This is a genomic window from Burkholderia seminalis (assembly GCF_001718535.1).
GTDB classification, from domain to species: domain Bacteria; phylum Pseudomonadota; class Gammaproteobacteria; order Burkholderiales; family Burkholderiaceae; genus Burkholderia; species Burkholderia seminalis.
Genome location: NZ_CP013398.1, coordinates 2,324,467 through 2,341,455, shown reverse-complemented (window position 1 = coordinate 2,341,455; position 16,989 = coordinate 2,324,467). Strand labels below are relative to the sequence as shown.

Below are 16,989 nucleotides of genomic sequence, written 5' to 3'. Positions count from 1 at the left end.
GCCGGGCGGCGGAGCGCCGCCCGTGCCGCCGCCGTGCGTTGCCGATTCATCCCCCTTTACGTACCCCCATGTCCCAGTTCTTCAGGATTCATCCGGATAATCCGCAGCCGCGCCTGATCAAGCAGGCCGTGGAGATCATCAGCAAGGGCGGCGTGATCGCGATGCCGACCGATTCGAGCTATGCGCTCGCGTGCCATCTCGACGACAAGGATGCGGTCGAGCGCGTGCGCCGGATTCGCGGCCTCGACGAGAAGCAGCACCTGTCGCTGCTCGTGCGCGACCTGTCGGAGCTGGCCAACTTCGCGATGGTCGACAACCGCCAGTACCGGCAGATCAAGTCGGTGACGCCGGGCCCGTACGTGTTCATCCTGCAGGCGACCAAGGAAGTGCCGCGCCGGCTGTCGCATCCGTCGCGCAAGACGATCGGGCTGCGCGTGCCCGACCACGCGATCACGCTCGCGCTGCTGGAGTCGCTCGGCCAGCCGCTGCTCGGCACGACGCTGATCCTGCCGCCGGACGACGAGCCGCTCAACGATCCCGAGGAAATCCGCACGCGGCTCGAGAAACAGGTCGACCTCGTGATCGACGGCGGCGCCTGCCCGCGCGAACCGTCGACGGTGATCGACCTGACCGGCGACGCGCCGGAGCTCGTGCGTGCGGGGCGCGGCGCGCTGGAACCGTTCGGCCTCTCGGCCGCCTGAGCGGGTCGTTCAATTTTGCGCGAATGCGCTTGTTACAATAACGCGATATGGATGCTTCCCTGATACAGACCATCGCCGTCTACGCGCTGCCCGTGATCTTCGCGATCACGCTGCACGAGGCCGCGCACGGCTACGCCGCCCGCCTGCTCGGCGACAACACCGCCTACGTGATGGGGCGCGTGTCGTTCAACCCGATGCGCCACATCGATCCGCTCGGCACGATCGCGATCCCGCTCGTGATGTACTTCGTGACGGGCGGCGCGTTCCTGTTCGGCTATGCGAAGCCGGTGCCGGTTTCGTTCGGCAATTTGCGCAATCCGCGCTGGGGCAGCCTGTGGGTATCGCTCGCGGGTCCGGCCTGCAACTTCGTGCAGGCGCTGGTCTGGGGCCTGCTGACCCTCGTGCTGCCCGCCGTCGGCATCGACGAGCCGTTCTTCACGCGGATGGCGTTCGCCGGCGTCAGCGCGAACCTCGTGCTCGGCGTGCTGAACCTGTTTCCGCTGCCGCCGCTCGACGGCGGCCGTATCCTGGCGGCGCTGCTGCCGCCGAAGCAATCGATCGCGCTGTCGCGCATCGAGCCGTACGGTTTCATCATCGTCCTCGCGCTGGTCGCGACGGGCGTGCTGACGAACTTCTGGCTGCGCCCGCTCGTCAACGTCGGTTATGCCGTCCTGAGCGCCATCCTGTCCCCATTCGCCTCGCTTTTCTAACGACAATCATGTTCCCAGAACGTATTTTCTCCGGCATGCGACCTACCGGGTCGCTGCACCTCGGTCATTACCACGGCGTGCTGAAAAACTGGGTGAAGCTGCAGTCCGAGTACCCGTGTTTCTTCTGCGTCGTCGACTGGCATGCGCTGACGACGCACTACGAGACGCCCGAGGTCATCGAGAAGAACGTGTGGGACGTGCTGATCGACTGGCTCGCATCCGGCATCGATCCGGCGCAGGCGACGCTGTTCATCCAGAGCAAGGTGCCCGAGCACGCGGAACTCGCGCTGCTGCTCGGCATGAGCACGCCGCTCGGCTGGCTTGAACGCGTGCCGACCTACAAGGAGCAGATGGAGAAGCTGAAGGACAAGGACCTGTCCACCTACGGCTTCCTCGGCTACCCGGTGCTGATGGCGGCCGACATCCTGCTGTATCGCGGCTCGCTCGTGCCGGTCGGCGAGGATCAGGTGCCGCACGTCGAGATGACGCGCGAGATCGCGCGCCGCTTCAACTACCTGTACGGCCGCGAGCCGGGCTTCGAGGAGAAGGCGCTCGAAGCCGCGAAGAAGCTCGGCGGCAAGCGCGCGAAGCTCTATCACGAACTGCGCAACGCGTATCAGCAGGAGGGCGACGACGAGGCGCTCGAACAGGCGCGCGCGATGCTGCAGGAATCGCAGAGCCTGTCGATGAGCGACCGCGAGCGTCTGTTCGGCTATCTCGAGGGTGCGCGCAAGATCATCCTGGTCGAGCCGCAGGCGCTGCTGACCGAGGCATCGCGGATGCCGGGCCTCGACGGGCAGAAGATGTCGAAGTCGTACGGCAACACGATCGGCCTGCGCGAAGACGCCGAGACGATCACGAAGAAGGTCCGCACGATGCCGACCGACCCCGCGCGCGTGCGCCGCACCGATCCGGGCGATCCCGACAAGTGCCCGGTGTGGCAGCTGCACCAGGTCTATACGGACGAAGCGACGCACGAGTGGGTGCAGAAGGGCTGCCGCTCGGCGGGCATCGGTTGCCTCGACTGCAAGCAGCCGGTCGTCGAGGGCATCCTGCGCGAACAGCAGCCGATGCTCGAGCGCGCGCAGAAGTACATGGACGATCCGTCGCTGCTGCGCGCGATCGTCGCGGACGGTTGCGACAAGGCACGCAAGTACGCGACGGAAACGATGCGCGACGTGCGCGACGCGATGGGCCTGTCGTACAACTGATCCGGCGCATGAGCGAATCCGTCATCGCCGCCGCGGGCGGCCACGCCGCCCAGGCCGAGCCGTCGCGCTGGGTCGCGCAATGGTCGCGGCTCGTGCCGGCCGGCGGCGCGGTGCTCGACGTCGCCGCGGGCGGCGGGCGCCATGCGCGCTGGTTCGCGTCGCGCGGGCATCCGGTCGTCGCGCTCGACCGCGATCCGGCCGCGCTGGCCGCGTTGCGGGCGATTCCCGGCGTCGATGCCCGTGCGGCCGATCTCGAAGGCGCGCCGTGGCCGCTGCCGGCCGGCGAGCGGTTTTCGGCCGTGCTCGTCACCCACTACCTGCATCGTCCGCTCTGGCCCCATCTGCTCGATGCGGTGGCGCCGGGCGGCGTGCTGATCTACGAAACCTTCGCGCAAGGAAACGAAACGGTCGGCAAACCGTCCAACCCCGCGTTCCTGCTCGCCCCGGGCGAGTTGCTGGACGCCGTGCACGGCCACCTGCGGGTGGTTGCGTACGAGGACGGTTTCGTCGCCGCGCCGCGCGAGGCGTTCGTCCAGCGTCTCAGCGCGGTGCGCGAGGGCGCGACCCCGAAGGCGGGGGCGGGAATTCCACGTTACGAACTGCCCGGCTAATCCGCTACAATCTCAACGTTTACCGGTACACATTCAATCGCGTTTCATGGCTAACGGCACCCAAGACGGCATTCAAATCCGCGGCAGCATCCCCGCGATCGTCACCCCGATGCTCGAAGACGGCAGTCTCGACCTGCCGGCGTTTCGCAAACTGATCGACTGGCACATCGCGGAAGGCACCGATGCGCTCGTCGTGGTCGGGACGAGCGGCGAGTCGGCAACGCTCAACGTCGAAGAGCACATCCTGATGATCCGCACGGCGGTCGAGCATGCGGCGAAGCGCATCCCGATCATCGCGGGCGCGGGCGGCAACTCGACCGCCGAGGCGATCGAGCTGACGAAGCACGCGAAGGCCGTCGGCGCGGACGCGACGCTGCAGGTCGTGCCGTACTACAACAAGCCGACGCAGGAAGGCATGTACCGCCATTTCCGGACGATCGCCGAAGCGGTCGACCTGCCGGTGATCCTGTACAACGTGCCGGGCCGCACGGTCGCCGACATGGCGAACGAGACGACGCTGCGCCTCGCGCAAGTGCCGGGCATCATCGGCGTGAAGGAAGCGACCGGCAACATCGATCGCGCCGCGCATCTGATCAAGGCCGCGCCGAAGCATTTCGCGATCTACAGCGGCGACGATCCGACCGCGATCGCGCTGATGCTGCTCGGCGGCCACGGCAATATCTCGGTGACGGCGAACGTCGCACCGCGTGCGATGAGCGATCTGTGCCGCGCGGCGCTGGCCGGCGACGTCCAGACGGCCCGCGCGCTGCACATGAAGCTGCTGTCGCTGCACAAGAACCTGTTCATCGAGGCGAACCCGATCCCCGTGAAGTGGGCGCTGCAGGCGATGGGCAAGATGCAGGGCGGCATCCGGCTGCCGCTCACGGCGCTCGACGAGCGCTGCCACGATGCCGTGCGTTCGGCTCTCGTCGAGGCCGGCGTCCTCTGATGCCGAGGCGGCCGCGTCCTGCGGCCGCCGGCTCGACCCCTGATCAACCCGCACCGGCCGGCTCCGTCCGGCGCCGCTCCTGACGAGCGTTCTAGCAAGACGAAGGATTTCATGAAACGTTTCGCCATTTCCTCTCGCGCCATCCAGCTGTCGGTGGTGGCGCTGGCGCTGGGCGCGCTCGCTGGCTGCGATACGCTGAACGATTACCTGGCCCCCGACCGGGTCAACTACAAGAACACCGGGTCGGCGCCGCCGCTGGCCGTGCCGAGCGACCTGAAGCCGGTGCCGACGACGCAGCAGTTCGTTGCGCCGCCGAGCAACGCCGGGCTCGGCACGCTGCCGCCGCGGGTCACGACGCAGGCCGGCAACGCGACCGACGGCATCCCGAGCGCGCAGGATCCGCTCGGCATGCACATCGAGCGCGACGGCGATCGCCGCTGGCTCGTCGTCGATGGCCGCACGCCCGAGCAGCTGTGGCCGATCCTGAAGGAGTTCTGGCAGGAGAACGGCTTCTCGCTGAAGACCGACGCGCCGTCGACCGGCATCATGGCCACCGACTGGGCCGAAAACCGCGCGAACATTCCGGACGACTGGTTCCGCCGCACGATCGGCAAGGTCATCGATTTCGCGTATTCGTCGGGCACACGCGACCGTTTCCGCACGCTCGTGAACCGTACGTCGGACGGCAACACCGACATCTCGATCACGCACAGCGCGATGGAGGAAATGATGGTCGGCCCGCAGGGCGGCACGTCGTCGCGCTGGGAAGAGCGTCCGCGCAACCCGGTGCTCGAAGCCGTGTTCCTGTCGAAGCTGATGCAGAAGTTCGGCCTCACCGACGCCCAGGCGAAGCAACTGCTGACCGATGCGCGCCCCGCGACGGCGCCGGCGCAGGTCAGCGACACGAGCAGCGGCGCGGCGACGCTGCAATTGGCCGAGTCGTTCGATCGCGCGTGGCTGCGCGTGGGCCTGGCGCTCGACCGCACCAACTTCACGGTCGACAATCGCGACCGCGAGAAGGGCGTGTACACCGTGCGCTATGCGAATTCGATGGAAGAGCTCAAGCGTGACGGCCTGTTCGGCAAGCTGTTCTACGGCGGCCCGTCAGCGGCGAAGCCGGGCAAGGAATATCTCGTCAACGTGCGCGCGCAGGGCGCCGGCGGTACGCAGGTCGCGGTGGTCGGTGCGAACGGCCAGATCGACAACTCGTCGGACGCGCAGCGGATCATCTCGCTGCTGCACGCTCAGCTGAACTGAGCGCGTGCGATTCGCCAGCCTCGGAAGCGGCAGCGAAGGCAATGCGCTGGTCGTCGAGGCCTCGAGCGGCACGACGACCACCCGCGTGCTGCTCGACTGCGGCTTTTCCGCCAAGGAGGTCGAGCGCCGGCTCGGCCGACTGAATCTCGCCATCGACGATCTCGATGCGATTCTCATCACCCACGAACATAGCGACCACGTCGGCAGCGCGCTGACGCTCGCCCGCCGTGCGTCGCTGCCGCTCTACATGAGCTGGGGCACCGCGCGCGCGGTGGGCGCGGACGACGCCGATGTCGATCTCCACGTGCTGTGGGGCGACGAGACGGCCCCGATCCGCGATCTGGCCGTGATGCCCTATACGGTCCCCCACGATGCGCGGGAGCCGCTCCAGTTCGTCTTCATGGACGGCTGCAGCCGGCTCGGCGTGCTGACGGACGTCGGGATGGCTACGCCGCACATTACGGCCGTCCTGAGCGGCTGTGACGCGCTGGTGCTCGAATCCAACCACGATACCGCGATGCTGGCCGCGAGCCGCTATCCGCAATCGCTGAAGGCGCGGATCGGCGGCAACCATGGCCACCTGAGCAACGACGCGGCGGCCGACATTCTCGCGTCGCTCGAGCGCAGCCGCCTCCAGCACCTGGTCGCGGCTCACCTGAGCCAGCAGAACAACCTGCCGGAACTGGCCCGCCGGGCGTTTGGCGGCGTGCTGGGGACGGACGGAGAGGACGTGATCGTGGCCTCGCAGGACGCGGGCTTCGACTGGCTGATGCTCGGATGAGCAGGGCAGGGCCGCTGCTGCGGCCCGGTGCGGCTGCCGGGCGCGGTGTTCGGAAACGGCAGACGTAAAAAAACCGGCCCTCGGGCCGGTTTTTTTTCAGCTGATGCTGAAGGCTTACTGGCTTGCGCCCGAAGCCGGAGCAGCCGTCGCTGCCGAAGCAGCCGACGCCACTGCAGCAGCAGCGTCGCTCGCAGCAGCCGTTGCCGACGAAGCAGCAGCCGAAGCGTCGCTCGCAGCACCAGCAACTGCCGAAGCAGCCGACGAAGCAGCAGCAGCCGCGTCGCTTGCAGCCGACGAAGCAGCTTGATCAGCGCTCTTGTTGCAAGCAGCCAGTGCAACAGCAGCCAACAGGGAAGCTACGAGGAGGGATTTCTTCATGATCACGTCCTTTTATGGTTAAAGGTAAGCAACAGCGCGAAACAATACCGGTAATGTGCTCCAACACCGACCTGGGCCGCTGGTGGAGATGCACTTCTTAGAGCGTGAATCTTCCCTACGGCTTGGGCGGAAATTATATGCACTTTCCTATCGACCGTCGACAAATGCGGGGTCAATACGTTGTCTTTCCCATACAGAATTTGATCCGTACGGGCATACGGGGCGACTCACACTAATTCCGGCTTCCGACCCGTATCCAGCCCGCACAATACCACTCGTGCAACAAGGCTGTCATCGAGGGAACCCGGGATAGTGTTACAAACCGTTTCGCCTCCATCTGGCGTTGATTGGCCAGTTCGGGCAGCCATTCATCGGCCTGCTCGAGCGGTCCTTCCTCGCCATTAATGAAGTACGAGCGCGCGTTATACATCAATGCGGCCCTTCTGTCGAGACACACGCCACGCCGTGACGCTTGCGTGACGAACGCGGACTCGGACAACGGGCGCGCCGGCGGGTCGAAGACGACGTTCGGCTTGGGCTCGCTCAGGTAGCAACCGAGGAATTCGGCGACGTCGCGCTTGCGCCAGCGGATCGCGTCGACGATCTCGGCGACACGCTCGACCATCGCCGGAGGCAATTGCGCGGGCGTGTCGACGGCCGGTTGCTTCGGGTCGCGGTAGAGGTCGTTGCCGCCCCCGTCGCGCAGGCCGCCGCGCTCCGCGAGATAGTACAGGAACTGGGCGCCCAGTTCGCCGGCGGACGGGGCCCGGAAGCCGATCGAGCAGGTCATGCACTCGCCTTCGGCGACGCCGTCGTGCGCGATGTGCGGCGGCAGGTAGAGCATGTCGCCGGGCTCCAGCACCCATTCGTCGCTCGGCTCGAAGTTTTCGAGGATCTTCAGCGGTACGTCCGGTTGCAGCGACAGATCCTTCTGCGCGCCGACGCGCCAGCGGCGCCGGCCTTCGACCTGCAGCAGGAAGACGTCGTATGAATCGAAATGCGGGCCGACGCCGCCGCCGTCCGTCGCATACGAGATCATCAGGTCGTCCAGTCGCGCGTCGGGGATGAAGCGGAAGCGGTCGAGCAGCGCGCGCGCCGCGTCGACGTGCAGGTCGAGCCCCTGCAGGAGCAGGGTCCATGCCTTGCGCGTGACGGCCGGCAGCGAGCCCGGTTCGAACGGGCCGTGCGACAGTTGCCACTTGTTACGAAAATGGGTGATGAGTCGCGATTCCGCGTCATAGTCGGCGGCGAGCTCGAACAGCGCGTCGCGCGAGACCGGTGAAGCGACGCCGGGGATCGCCTGGCGGATCAGCAGCGGCTTCTTCTGCCAGTAGCCGCGCATGAATTGCGCCGGCGTAAGACCGCCGAGCAGCGGTGTGGGAAGATCGGAAGGCGGCGCGCCGAGCGGGGCGGCAGCGGCATCCCGCAGTTCGGCTTGAGACCGGTTGCGCATCGTATAATGACAGTTGTATTTGGGAGAATTGGATGAAAATCGCAAAAAACACCGTCGTGTCGGTCACTTACAAGCTGTCGGATGCACAGGGCAATCTGATCGAGGAAAGCGACGAGCCGATGGTCTATCTGCACGGCGGCTATGATGGCACGTTCCCCAAGATCGAGGAACAGCTCGACGGCCACGAGCCGGGCTACGAGGCGCAGGTGCAGCTCGAGCCGCAGGACGCGTTCGGCGACTACGATCCGGAACTCGTGAAGGTCGAGCCGCGCGATCGTTTTCCCGAGCCGCTCGAAGTGGGCATGCAGTTCGAAGGCACGCCGGAAGACGGCGACGAGGAAGTCGACTCGCTGATCTATACGGTCACCGACATCGCCGAAGACAAGGTCGTGCTCGACGGCAATCACCCGCTGGCCGGCATGGCGCTGCGTTTCGCGCTGACCGTGAAGGACGTTCGCGAAGCCACCGAAGACGAAATCGAACATGAGCACGCGCATGGCGCCGAAGGGCTCGAGATCGTCGACGAGGACGAAGACGAAGACGGCGAAGCGCCGTCGTCAGGGCGTACCCTGCACTGAGCTTGCAGGCAGGCCGGGCGCCGGCCCCGATGCAGGGGGCGGCGCCGGCCACGACGCGCCGCCCGGAGCGGCGCCGTCACCCTGCAGCGGCGGCGCGACCGACGACGAGTCGGGCAGTGCCGGCAGCGCGGGGATTTCCGGCATCTGCGGCAGCGGCACGTCGTCATGCGGCACGAGCGGCAGCGTGGGCGGCACCGGCAGGTTCTTCGGCACCTCCTGCAGGCTGACGTTGAAGATCGTCTGCCGCGATGGCGACACGCTTACCTTGACCCACTGATTCGCCGGATGGCGTGGTCCGATCGCGACGCGCGTCACGTTTCCTATCAGCTCCCCGTCGTCGGCACGCAGCGGCCGGTCGATCAGGAAACCGTTCGCCAGCGGTTCGCCGCTCGCGTGCATCACCAGTATCGGGCCGCGGAACGTCGCCGCTGCCTTCACCAGCGTACGTTTCAGTTCACGGAAGCCGTCGCGTACGCGCGGCCGGTTGAAACGCAGCCACGCAAAGCGTTCCGCGCGTTCGTAGCGTTCGAACTGCGGATCGCCTTCAAAAATCACCACCATCGCGCGCGCTTCGCGCCGCTTCGCGTATTCGGCCGCGTGGTCGATCCAGAAACCGTTCGCGATGATGCGATCCTCGAATTCGCCGTTGCGGCCGCCGGCCGTCAGGTAATGGTTGTTCGGTGCCGGTGCGTTGAGCGCGACGTAGACGATGTCGTCGCGCATCCAGCGGGCATTCTCGCGATATGGCCGGAACCGTGCGACTTCGCTCTCCCGCGTGATCTGCAGCGCGCCGGGGTCGGGCAATGCCGCATCGGCGAGCAGCGTCTGCCGCAGGAAGTCGAGCCGCTCGACCGGATCGTAACCGCCGCCGGCTGCCGTATTGCACGTCAACCAGTCGTCGTGGCCGGGAATGAACACGAGCGGCACGCGTGCCGAATCCAGGATCGCGCCGCGCTGTGAATACAGCGCGTCGCGGCACGCTTCCTTCGAACCCTTGAGATCGCCCGCATAGACGACGAAAGCGAGGTTGCGCTCGCGCGCGATCGCATCGAGCAGCCGCTGGGCGGACGGTTCGTCCGCCGGGCCGTTGATGACGCCCGACACGACCGCGAACGAGTAGGGCGCGGCGGTGCGCTTCGGCGGTGCAGCCTGCGCGCCGGCCTGCGCGAGCACGAGTACCGCCGCGACGAGCGCGGCGGCCGCGCGAGCCGGCAGGCCCGGCGAGACGCGTTCAAGCGTGGCCGTCGGCATCGTGCGACCGGACCAGCGTGCGCAGTTCGTACAGCAGGTCGAGCGCCTCGCGCGGCTTGAGATCGTCGGGATCGATGTCGCGCAGCTTGTCGAGCGCCGGATGCGTCGTGTCCGGCAACGCCGGCGCATCCGCGCATTCGAGATCGTCGACGACCGCCTGCGGCGCGCTGAACAGGTCGAGTTGCGGCGTGTGCTGCGATGCCGACTGCTGTTCGAGATACGCGAGGTGCTTGCGTGCGGCGCGGATCACCGGGGCCGGGACGCCGGCGAGCTGCGCGACCTGCAGGCCGTAGCTCTGGTTCGCCGGGCCTTCGTTGACCGCGTGCAGGAACACGATGCCGTGGCCGTGTTCGACGGCCGACAGGTGGACGTTGGCCGCTTGCGGGAATTCGGCCGGCAACTGGGTCAGCTCGAAGTAGTGTGTCGCGAACAGCGTGTAGCACGCGTTGTGCGCGAGCAGATGGCGGGCGATCGCCCACGCGAGTGCGAGGCCGTCGAACGTCGACGTGCCGCGCCCGATCTCGTCCATCAGCACGAGGCTTTGCGGTGTCGCATCGTTGAGGATGGCCGCGGCTTCGGTCATCTCGACCATGAACGTCGAACGGCCGCCCGCGAGATCGTCGGCTGCGCCGATGCGCGTGAAGATCCGGTCGATCGGGCCGAAGCACGCCGACTTCGCCGGCACGTAGCTGCCGACGTAAGCCATCAGCGCGATCAGCGCGGTCTGCCGCATGAACGTCGATTTACCGCCCATGTTCGGGCCGGTGATCAGCAGCAGCTTGCGCTCGGGCCCGAACCGGCAGTCGTTCGCGATGAACTGCTCGACCTGCGCTTCGACGACCGGGTGGCGCCCCTGTTCGATGTCGATGCCGATCTCGTCGGTGAAGGTGGGCGCGACCCAGTCGAGTGCGCGTGCACGTTCGGCGAAGGCGGCGAGCAGGTCGAGCTCGGCGAGTGCCGACGCGACGCGCTGGCATTCGGGGATGAACGGCAGCAGTGCCTGCAGCACCGAGTCGTACAGCGCGCGCTCGCGCGCGAGCGCGCGTTCCTGCGCGGACAACGCCTTGTCCTCGAAGGTTTTCAGTTCGGGCGTGATGTAGCGCTCGGCGTTCTTCAGCGTCTGGCGGCGGCGGTAATCGTCGGGCACCTTGTCCGTCTGGCCGCGCGTGACCTCGATGTAGAAGCCGTGCACCTTGTTGTATTCGACGCGCAGGTTCGCGATGCCGGTGCGCGCGCGTTCGCGCGCTTCGAGGTCGATCAGGAACTGCCCGCAGTTCTCCGAGATGTCGCGCAGTTCGTCGAGTTCCGCGTCGTAGCCGCGCGCGATCACGCCGCCGTCGCGCACCATCGCGGCAGGCTCGGGCGCAATCGCGCTGGTGAGCAGGTCGAGGCATTCCGCGGGCGGTGCGAGCGCCGCGTCGACGCGCGTGAGCGCATCGGCATTCGCGACGATCGCGCTGATGCGCTCGCGCAGTGCCGGCAGCGCGGCGAACGTATCGCGCAGGCTCGACAGGTCGCGCGGGCGCGCGGACAGCAGCGCGAGCCGCCCGGTGATCCGTTCGACGTCGGCGATCTGGCGCAGCGCGCCGCGCAGCGCGTCGAGGCTCGCGTTCGCCGGCGCATCGAGCAGCGCGCCGATTGCCTGCTGGCGCGATTGCGCGGCGACCGACGCGCGCGGCGGGTGATGCAGCCAGTGACGCAGCAGGCGGCTGCCCATCGTCGTGCAGCAGGTGTCGAGCAGCGAATACAGCGTCGGCGATTCGGTGCCGCGCAGCGTCTCGGTCAGTTCGAGGTTGCGGCGCGTGGCCGGATCGAGTCCGATGTATTCGGTTTCGTTCTCGACCTTCAGGCTGCGCACGTGCCGCAACTGCTGGCCTTGCGTGGCTGCCGCATAGAGCAGCAGCGCGCCGGCTGCGCCGCACGCGCTCGTCAGCGAATGGGCGCCGAATCCGTCGAGGCTCGCGACGTCGAGCTGGTCGCACAGGCGCTGCGCGCCCGATGCGATGTCGAAGTGCCAGGCCGGCACGCGCTTGCTCGCGCCTGCACTTGCGGGCACGGCGTCGGTCGCACCGTCCGGCGTCAGGATTTCGGCCGGCCGGATGCGCTCGAGCGCGGCTGCGAGCTGATCGGGTTCGATTTCGGCGAGCCGCAGCGCGCCGCTGGCGAGGTTCAGCCAGGCGAGGCCGACATTGACCGCGACGCCGCGCTTGTTGTGGCCCGTGCACATCGCGAGCAGGTACACGTCGTTCTTGTCGGACAGCAGCGCGGCATCGGTCAGCGTGCCGGGCGTGACGACACGCACGACCTTGCGCTCGACCGGCCCCTTCGATGTGGCAGGGTCGCCGATCTGCTCGCAGATCGCGACCGATTCGCCCATCTTCACGAGCTTCGCCAGATACTGTTCGACCGCGTGATGCGGCACGCCGGCCATCTTGATCGGCGTGCCGGCCGACGCGCCGCGCTGCGTGAGGGTCAGGTCGAGCAGGCGTGCGGCCTTTTCCGCGTCCTCGAAGAACAGCTCGTAGAAGTCGCCCATCCGGTAGAAGACGAGTGTGTCGGGATGATCGGCCTTGATGCGCAGGTACTGCTGCATCATCGGAGTATGGCCGGCGAAGGCTTCGGGCGACAGCGTGGTCATAGGTCAGGCGGGAAGTTGTTGCTTGGGTTGCACGAGTTTACCAGTCGCGTCCACGTGCACGCGCGAAGTTCGCCGTTTGGCCAGGTGCGGGCGAGGGAGCGTGGCAGATCACGTGTCCGAATAGTTGGACGATGACGCTCGGATGGGACGACAATCGTCCGGAAGGGTGGGCAAGTTGATTGCCGATTTCCGCTATTGGATCTTGCGCTGTTTGGCCGGCAGTCAACGCGTCGTCAATGGAGAAAAAGCGCCCATGTCAGCAGTCGACTTGGAAGCACGTCTCACGAGTATCGTGCGCCAATCGGAATGGTTCTGGGCGGCACTCGTCGCCACGCGTAGCCTGAAGCTCACCTCATGGTGTATTGGGGCAGGAGCGGTACGCAACCTGGTGTGGGATGAACTGCACGCGTTTCGGACGCCGTCTGCGCTATCGGACATCGATGTTGCTTACTTTGACTCGACCGATTTCTCCGCCGCACGGGACGCGCGCTTCAAGCTTCGTTTGACCGACATGCTTCCCGGTGTGCGCTGGGAGGTAACCAATCAGGCCGCCGTTCACCTCTGGTTCGAGCGAACCTTTGGCCATCCAGTTTCACCATTGGGTTCGCTGGAGGAGTCAGTCGCGTCGTGGCCCGAATTTGCGACCTCGGTCGGGGTCGTGCTTCGTGATGACGACTCGGTCGACGTTATTGCGCCTCATGGGCTGGACGATCTTTTTTCAATGGTCATTCGGCGCAACCCACGGCGAGTGAGTGTCGAGACATATCGAAAGCGTGTAGCGGAAAAGCAATACCGAAAGCGCTGGCCTCGAGTTGTCATCGTACCTTGCTGATTATCCGAGGCGTACCGGTGTCACTGGCGCATTCAATAGTGTTGCGGGCGTGGTGGGGCTGGGCCTATCGGCTCCGCACGTTGATTGCGGGAAGTTCGAATACATGCATCTGTTTCCAGCGCCCTGAGGTGTTTTCAAGCAAAGACACGGAACTACACCGCGTTCGAATCGGCGCAAGCATGCGCAGACGTTCTTCCAGCGCGATGGCTGCGGAATTTGCGGTTGCGGCGTCACCGTGCGCGACAGTCAGATGCGGAATCGTGCCATCGTGTACGCCGCCGTACGGACGATATCCGGGAAAGCGTTCGACTAAGGCAGTTGTCAGTGCGACGAACGGCTCGGCAGGGTCGGGGGTGAGATAGGTGGTGGTCGGAAACCGACCAATCTGCGTCAACGAAAAATCGAACGATGGCACAAAGCTCAACGCGCTTTCGGATTGTCGTATTACGGTCGACGTAATTTCGTCGGGTGACATGAAAGGGAACAGAAGCGTGATATGTGGCGGGACGCCCAGGCTTGCAGAAGCATCGAAGCGCCGCCGCAGGTCGGCGACTGCAGGTTCGGCTGCGGAAACTTCGACGACAAACGCTGTCGTGACCATACTGCGATCCTCTTTTGGCGGCCGCCGCATTGCGGCAATACGGTAGGAATGCGGTGGCGTAGCTTGCAGCGTAACCTTCCGATCAGAGCCTTAACAGTGCGGATAATCAGGCCCCCATTTCATCGAAGACACCAGCCGCCCGTTACCGGAGACTGCAGGCGATTTCGTCCGCCGAAGAGTGCCGCAAACTGTGAAACGTTTGGCACGCCACCTGCTCCAGTGACTCGGCCGTTTTAATCGCCTGTTCTCTCGGGACTTACACCAATCAACCTCTCTAAACTGAAACTTAGACAAGTTTCAAGGAGGGGAGCGTGCTAGTCTGAAACGGCAATATATAAAAACGCAATGAGTTACGGGGCACAACCATGAAGCAGGCCATACAGGACGCGGGGGGCGCGTGCGCGCAGAATACCCTGGTGCCGCACGTTACGGCGGTCGCGGATGAGTCGGAGCGGATCAATTGGATCGAGCTTTGCGCTCGCGTGGCGTCGGTCACCGTGCTGGGCGTATTTGCCTATCTGATCTATATACCGTGGCGATCGGACCCGAGCCGGATCACGCTGATCCTGCTGCTGGTTTCCGCGGTACTGACCGTCGGCATGTCGGCTTTTGCGAAACTGCCGAAACAGCGCGACTGGCATCCCGTCGCGGTGTGCTTTTCTCTGGGCGGCTCGTTCTACTGCCTGACCTATCAGCTGACCGCCAGTACCCAACTGATTCCGGAGTGGGCGGGGGGCACCTGGCAAATTATCGGGATCGCGTGGCAGCTGTTCGCCAAACTGTCGCTCGGACGCTCGTTCGGCTTGCTGCCGGCGAATCGCGGGGTCGTCTCGACCGGCGCGTACCGGTTCATGCGGCACCCGATCTATGCCGGTTATCTGTTGTCCGAAATCGGTTTCCTGCTTGCCAACTTCAGTACCCGAAACGTGGTCACGATCGGCGTCTGGATGCTGTTGCAGATCGGCCGAATCAGCATGGAAGAACGGGTGCTGTCGGAGGATGCCGATTATCGCGCGTACAAGGCGACAGTCCGGTACCGGCTGATTCCGGGCGTGTTTTGACGGGAATGCGGAAAGCGCGCAATGGCCGAGCGTCGACGAAGCGCACCCGTGCGGCAGACATGAAAAAAGTCGGCGCGCTCAGGTCACGGACCTTCGCGCGCTGACCCCTTCCGGCCTGTCAGGACGTGTGCCCCGACGTCATGCTGAGTGCGACCGCCTGCGCGACTTCGATGCCGTCGATGGCGGCCGAATAGATGCCGCCCGCATATCCGGCGCCTTCGCCGGCCGGATACAGGCCTTCGACGTTCATGCTCTGGTAGTCGTCCTTGCGTCGAATCCGGATCGGTGAAGACGTGCGTGTCTCCACGCCGGTCAGCACGGCGTCGTGCATCGCGAAGCCGGCGATCTTCTTGTCGATCTCGGGCAGGGCTTCACGGATGGCTTCGATCACGTAGTCCGGCAGCGCGGTGCTGAGGTCGGTCGGATTCACGCCGGGCTTGTACGACGGCTCCACGGAACCCAGCGAGGTCGACGGCCGGCCCGCGATGAAATCGCCGACCAGCTGGCCCGGCGCGCGGTAGTCGCCGCCGCCGAGTTCGAACGCGCGTTCCTCCCATTTGCGCTGGAACGCGATGCCCGCCAGCGGGCCGCCGGGATAGTCGTCCGGCGTGATGCCGACGACGATGCCGGCGTTCGCATTGCGCTCGGCGCGCGAATACTGGCTCATCCCGTTGGTGACGACACGGCCCGGCTCGGAGGTCGCCGCGACCACCGTGCCGCCCGGGCACATGCAGAAGCTGTAGACGGCCCGGCCGTTACTGCAGTGATGGACCACCTTGTAGTCGGCCGCGCCGAGCTGCTTGTGGCCCGCAAACTTGCCGAAGCGGCTGCGGTCGATCAGCCCCTGCGGATGTTCGATCCGGAAACCCAGCGAGAACGGCTTCGCCTCGATATGGACGCCGCGATCGTGCAGCATCTGGAACGTGTCGCGCGCGCTGTGGCCGACGGCCAGCACGACATGGTCGCACCGGAGCGTTTCGCCGTTCGACAGCTTGAGCGAGCGCACCTTGCCCTGGTCGATCTCGATGTCGTCGACCCGCGTTTCGAAACGCACTTCGCCACCGAGTTCGTGGATGGACGCGCGCATCTTTTCCACCATGCTGACGAGGCGGAACGTGCCGATGTGCGGCCGGCTCAGGTACAGGATGTCTTCCGGCGCGCCGGCCTTGACGAACTCGTCCAGCACCTTGCGGCCATAGTGGTGGGGATCCTTGATCTGGCTGTACAGCTTGCCGTCGGAAAAGGTCCCGGCGCCGCCTTCGCCGAACTGCACGTTGGATTCGGGGTTGAGCACGCTCTTGCGCCACAGGCCGAAGGTGTCCTTGGTGCGCTCGCGCACGGCCTTGCCGCGTTCGAGGATGATGGGGCGGAAGCCCATCTGCGCGAGGATCAGGCCTGCGAACAGGCCGCACGGCCCCATGCCGATGACGACCGGGCGCAGGAAATCGGCGCGCTCGGGCGCCTTCGCGACGAAGTGGTAGGCCATGTCGGGCGTCACGCCGCAATGCGGCTTGCCGGCGATGCGCTCGAGCGCGGCCGCTTCGTCCTTGACCTCGAGATCGACGATATACGTGAGCTTGATGTCCGAACGCTTGCGCGCATCGTGCGCGCGACGGAACACGGTGTAACGGAGGAGCGCGTCCGCCGCCACGCCGAGCTCGGCGAGGCGCGCGCGAATCGCGGCCTCGAGCGCGCTTTCGGGGTGGTCGAGGGGGAGTTTGATTTCGCTTAGCCGTAACATGGGGACTCGGATGCGATTGCCACGGCGCCGTGGCGATGTTGATACAGGGGGGGGCCGGCATGCCGATGACGGCGTTGTTCGCCGCGCGCGCCTGCCGGGCGCAAACCATTCGTTGTCGTTACGGGCAAGCGGTGCGAGCGGCAGCGCGCCGACCCGTCCGGACAACTCGGGCAACTTCAGGATAGGCGCACGAAGCACGCCTTGCGCACGGAAGATTACCGCGCCTCCCGGGTGAC

The 16,989-nt window shown here is 65.9% G+C and carries 16 protein-coding genes and 1 pseudogene; 11 read left to right on the top strand and 6 right to left on the bottom strand.

Going from position 1 to position 16,989, the window contains the following annotated elements; translation table 11 throughout:
• The first annotated feature begins 68 nt into the window (after window positions 1–68).
• The 8 genes from WJ12_RS10605 (at window position 69) to WJ12_RS36360 (ending at window position 6,527) form a co-directional block, all read left to right on the top strand.
• A complete protein-coding gene (locus WJ12_RS10605; protein WP_034188920.1) occupies window positions 69–701 on the top strand; it encodes an L-threonylcarbamoyladenylate synthase in 633 nt (210 codons plus the stop codon).
• A 47-nt stretch (window positions 702–748) separates the two neighbouring features.
• Window positions 749–1,411, top strand: coding sequence for a site-2 protease family protein (locus WJ12_RS10600; RefSeq protein WP_034188919.1), 663 nt, complete (start codon window positions 749–751; stop codon window positions 1,409–1,411).
• Window positions 1,412–1,419: 8 nt separating this feature from the next.
• Window positions 1,420–2,622, top strand: a complete 1,203-nt coding sequence (locus WJ12_RS10595; protein WP_006487046.1) for a tryptophan--tRNA ligase — start codon at window positions 1,420–1,422, stop codon at window positions 2,620–2,622.
• A gap of 8 nt (window positions 2,623–2,630) precedes the next feature.
• A complete protein-coding gene (locus WJ12_RS10590; protein ID WP_059561997.1) occupies window positions 2,631–3,233 on the top strand; it encodes a class I SAM-dependent methyltransferase in 603 nt (200 codons plus the stop codon).
• Window positions 3,234–3,279: 46 nt separating this feature from the next.
• Window positions 3,280–4,182: a 4-hydroxy-tetrahydrodipicolinate synthase gene (dapA, locus tag WJ12_RS10585; RefSeq protein ID WP_034188917.1), complete on the top strand. Its 903-nt coding sequence runs from the start codon at window positions 3,280–3,282 to the stop codon at window positions 4,180–4,182.
• Between the two features lie 111 nt (window positions 4,183–4,293).
• A complete protein-coding gene (gene bamC / locus WJ12_RS10580; RefSeq protein ID WP_034188916.1) occupies window positions 4,294–5,439 on the top strand; it encodes an outer membrane protein assembly factor BamC in 1,146 nt (381 codons plus the stop codon).
• A gap of 4 nt (window positions 5,440–5,443) precedes the next feature.
• Complete coding sequence (locus tag WJ12_RS10575; protein ID WP_059561995.1) at window positions 5,444–6,220, top strand: MBL fold metallo-hydrolase; 777 nt, start codon at window positions 5,444–5,446, stop codon at window positions 6,218–6,220.
• A gap of 103 nt (window positions 6,221–6,323) precedes the next feature.
• Complete coding sequence (locus WJ12_RS36360; RefSeq protein WP_006487056.1) at window positions 6,324–6,527, top strand: hypothetical protein; 204 nt, start codon at window positions 6,324–6,326, stop codon at window positions 6,525–6,527.
• On the opposite strand, the pseudogene WJ12_RS37100 reads toward WJ12_RS36360, so the two are convergent.
• Window positions 6,528–6,774 (bottom strand): annotated as a pseudogene (locus tag WJ12_RS37100) (hypothetical protein). It lies immediately after the preceding gene.
• A 56-nt stretch (window positions 6,775–6,830) separates the two neighbouring features.
• The gene (locus WJ12_RS10570) at window positions 6,831–8,051 is read right to left on the bottom strand and encodes a cupin domain-containing protein (RefSeq protein WP_059561992.1); all 1,221 of its coding nucleotides are present in this window, start codon (window positions 8,049–8,051) and stop codon (window positions 6,831–6,833) included.
• A 32-nt stretch (window positions 8,052–8,083) separates the two neighbouring features.
• Here WJ12_RS10570 and WJ12_RS10565 point away from each other — a divergent pair, with 32 nt between their 5' ends.
• A complete protein-coding gene (locus tag WJ12_RS10565; RefSeq protein WP_034188913.1) occupies window positions 8,084–8,629 on the top strand; it encodes an FKBP-type peptidyl-prolyl cis-trans isomerase in 546 nt (181 codons plus the stop codon).
• Here the strand turns inward: WJ12_RS10565 and WJ12_RS10560 are convergent.
• Window positions 8,609–9,880, bottom strand: a complete 1,272-nt coding sequence (locus tag WJ12_RS10560) for a hypothetical protein (protein ID WP_059561990.1) — start codon at window positions 9,878–9,880, stop codon at window positions 8,609–8,611. The genes WJ12_RS10565 and WJ12_RS10560 overlap by 21 nt on opposite strands.
• The gene (gene mutS / locus WJ12_RS10555; protein ID WP_059561987.1) at window positions 9,861–12,518 is read right to left on the bottom strand and encodes a DNA mismatch repair protein MutS; all 2,658 of its coding nucleotides are present in this window, start codon (window positions 12,516–12,518) and stop codon (window positions 9,861–9,863) included. Before mutS ends, WJ12_RS10560 begins: the two co-directional genes overlap by 20 nt.
• Before the next feature lie 253 nt (window positions 12,519–12,771).
• Here mutS and WJ12_RS34625 point away from each other — a divergent pair, with 253 nt between their 5' ends.
• A complete protein-coding gene (locus WJ12_RS34625) occupies window positions 12,772–13,350 on the top strand; it encodes a nucleotidyltransferase family protein (RefSeq protein WP_124609714.1) in 579 nt (192 codons plus the stop codon).
• A gap of 64 nt (window positions 13,351–13,414) precedes the next feature.
• On the opposite strand, the gene WJ12_RS34620 is transcribed toward WJ12_RS34625, so the two are convergent.
• The gene (locus WJ12_RS34620; RefSeq protein ID WP_082744779.1) at window positions 13,415–13,951 is read right to left on the bottom strand and encodes a 2'-5' RNA ligase family protein; all 537 of its coding nucleotides are present in this window, start codon (window positions 13,949–13,951) and stop codon (window positions 13,415–13,417) included.
• A 365-nt stretch (window positions 13,952–14,316) separates the two neighbouring features.
• Here WJ12_RS34620 and WJ12_RS10550 point away from each other — a divergent pair, with 365 nt between their 5' ends.
• Window positions 14,317–15,012, top strand: coding sequence for a methyltransferase family protein (locus WJ12_RS10550; protein ID WP_059561985.1), 696 nt, complete (start codon window positions 14,317–14,319; stop codon window positions 15,010–15,012).
• 118 nt (window positions 15,013–15,130) lie between these two features.
• On the opposite strand, the gene WJ12_RS10545 is transcribed toward WJ12_RS10550, so the two are convergent.
• The gene (locus WJ12_RS10545; protein WP_034188909.1) at window positions 15,131–16,753 is read right to left on the bottom strand and encodes an NAD(P)/FAD-dependent oxidoreductase; all 1,623 of its coding nucleotides are present in this window, start codon (window positions 16,751–16,753) and stop codon (window positions 15,131–15,133) included.
• Between the last annotated feature and the right edge of the window lie 236 nt (window positions 16,754–16,989).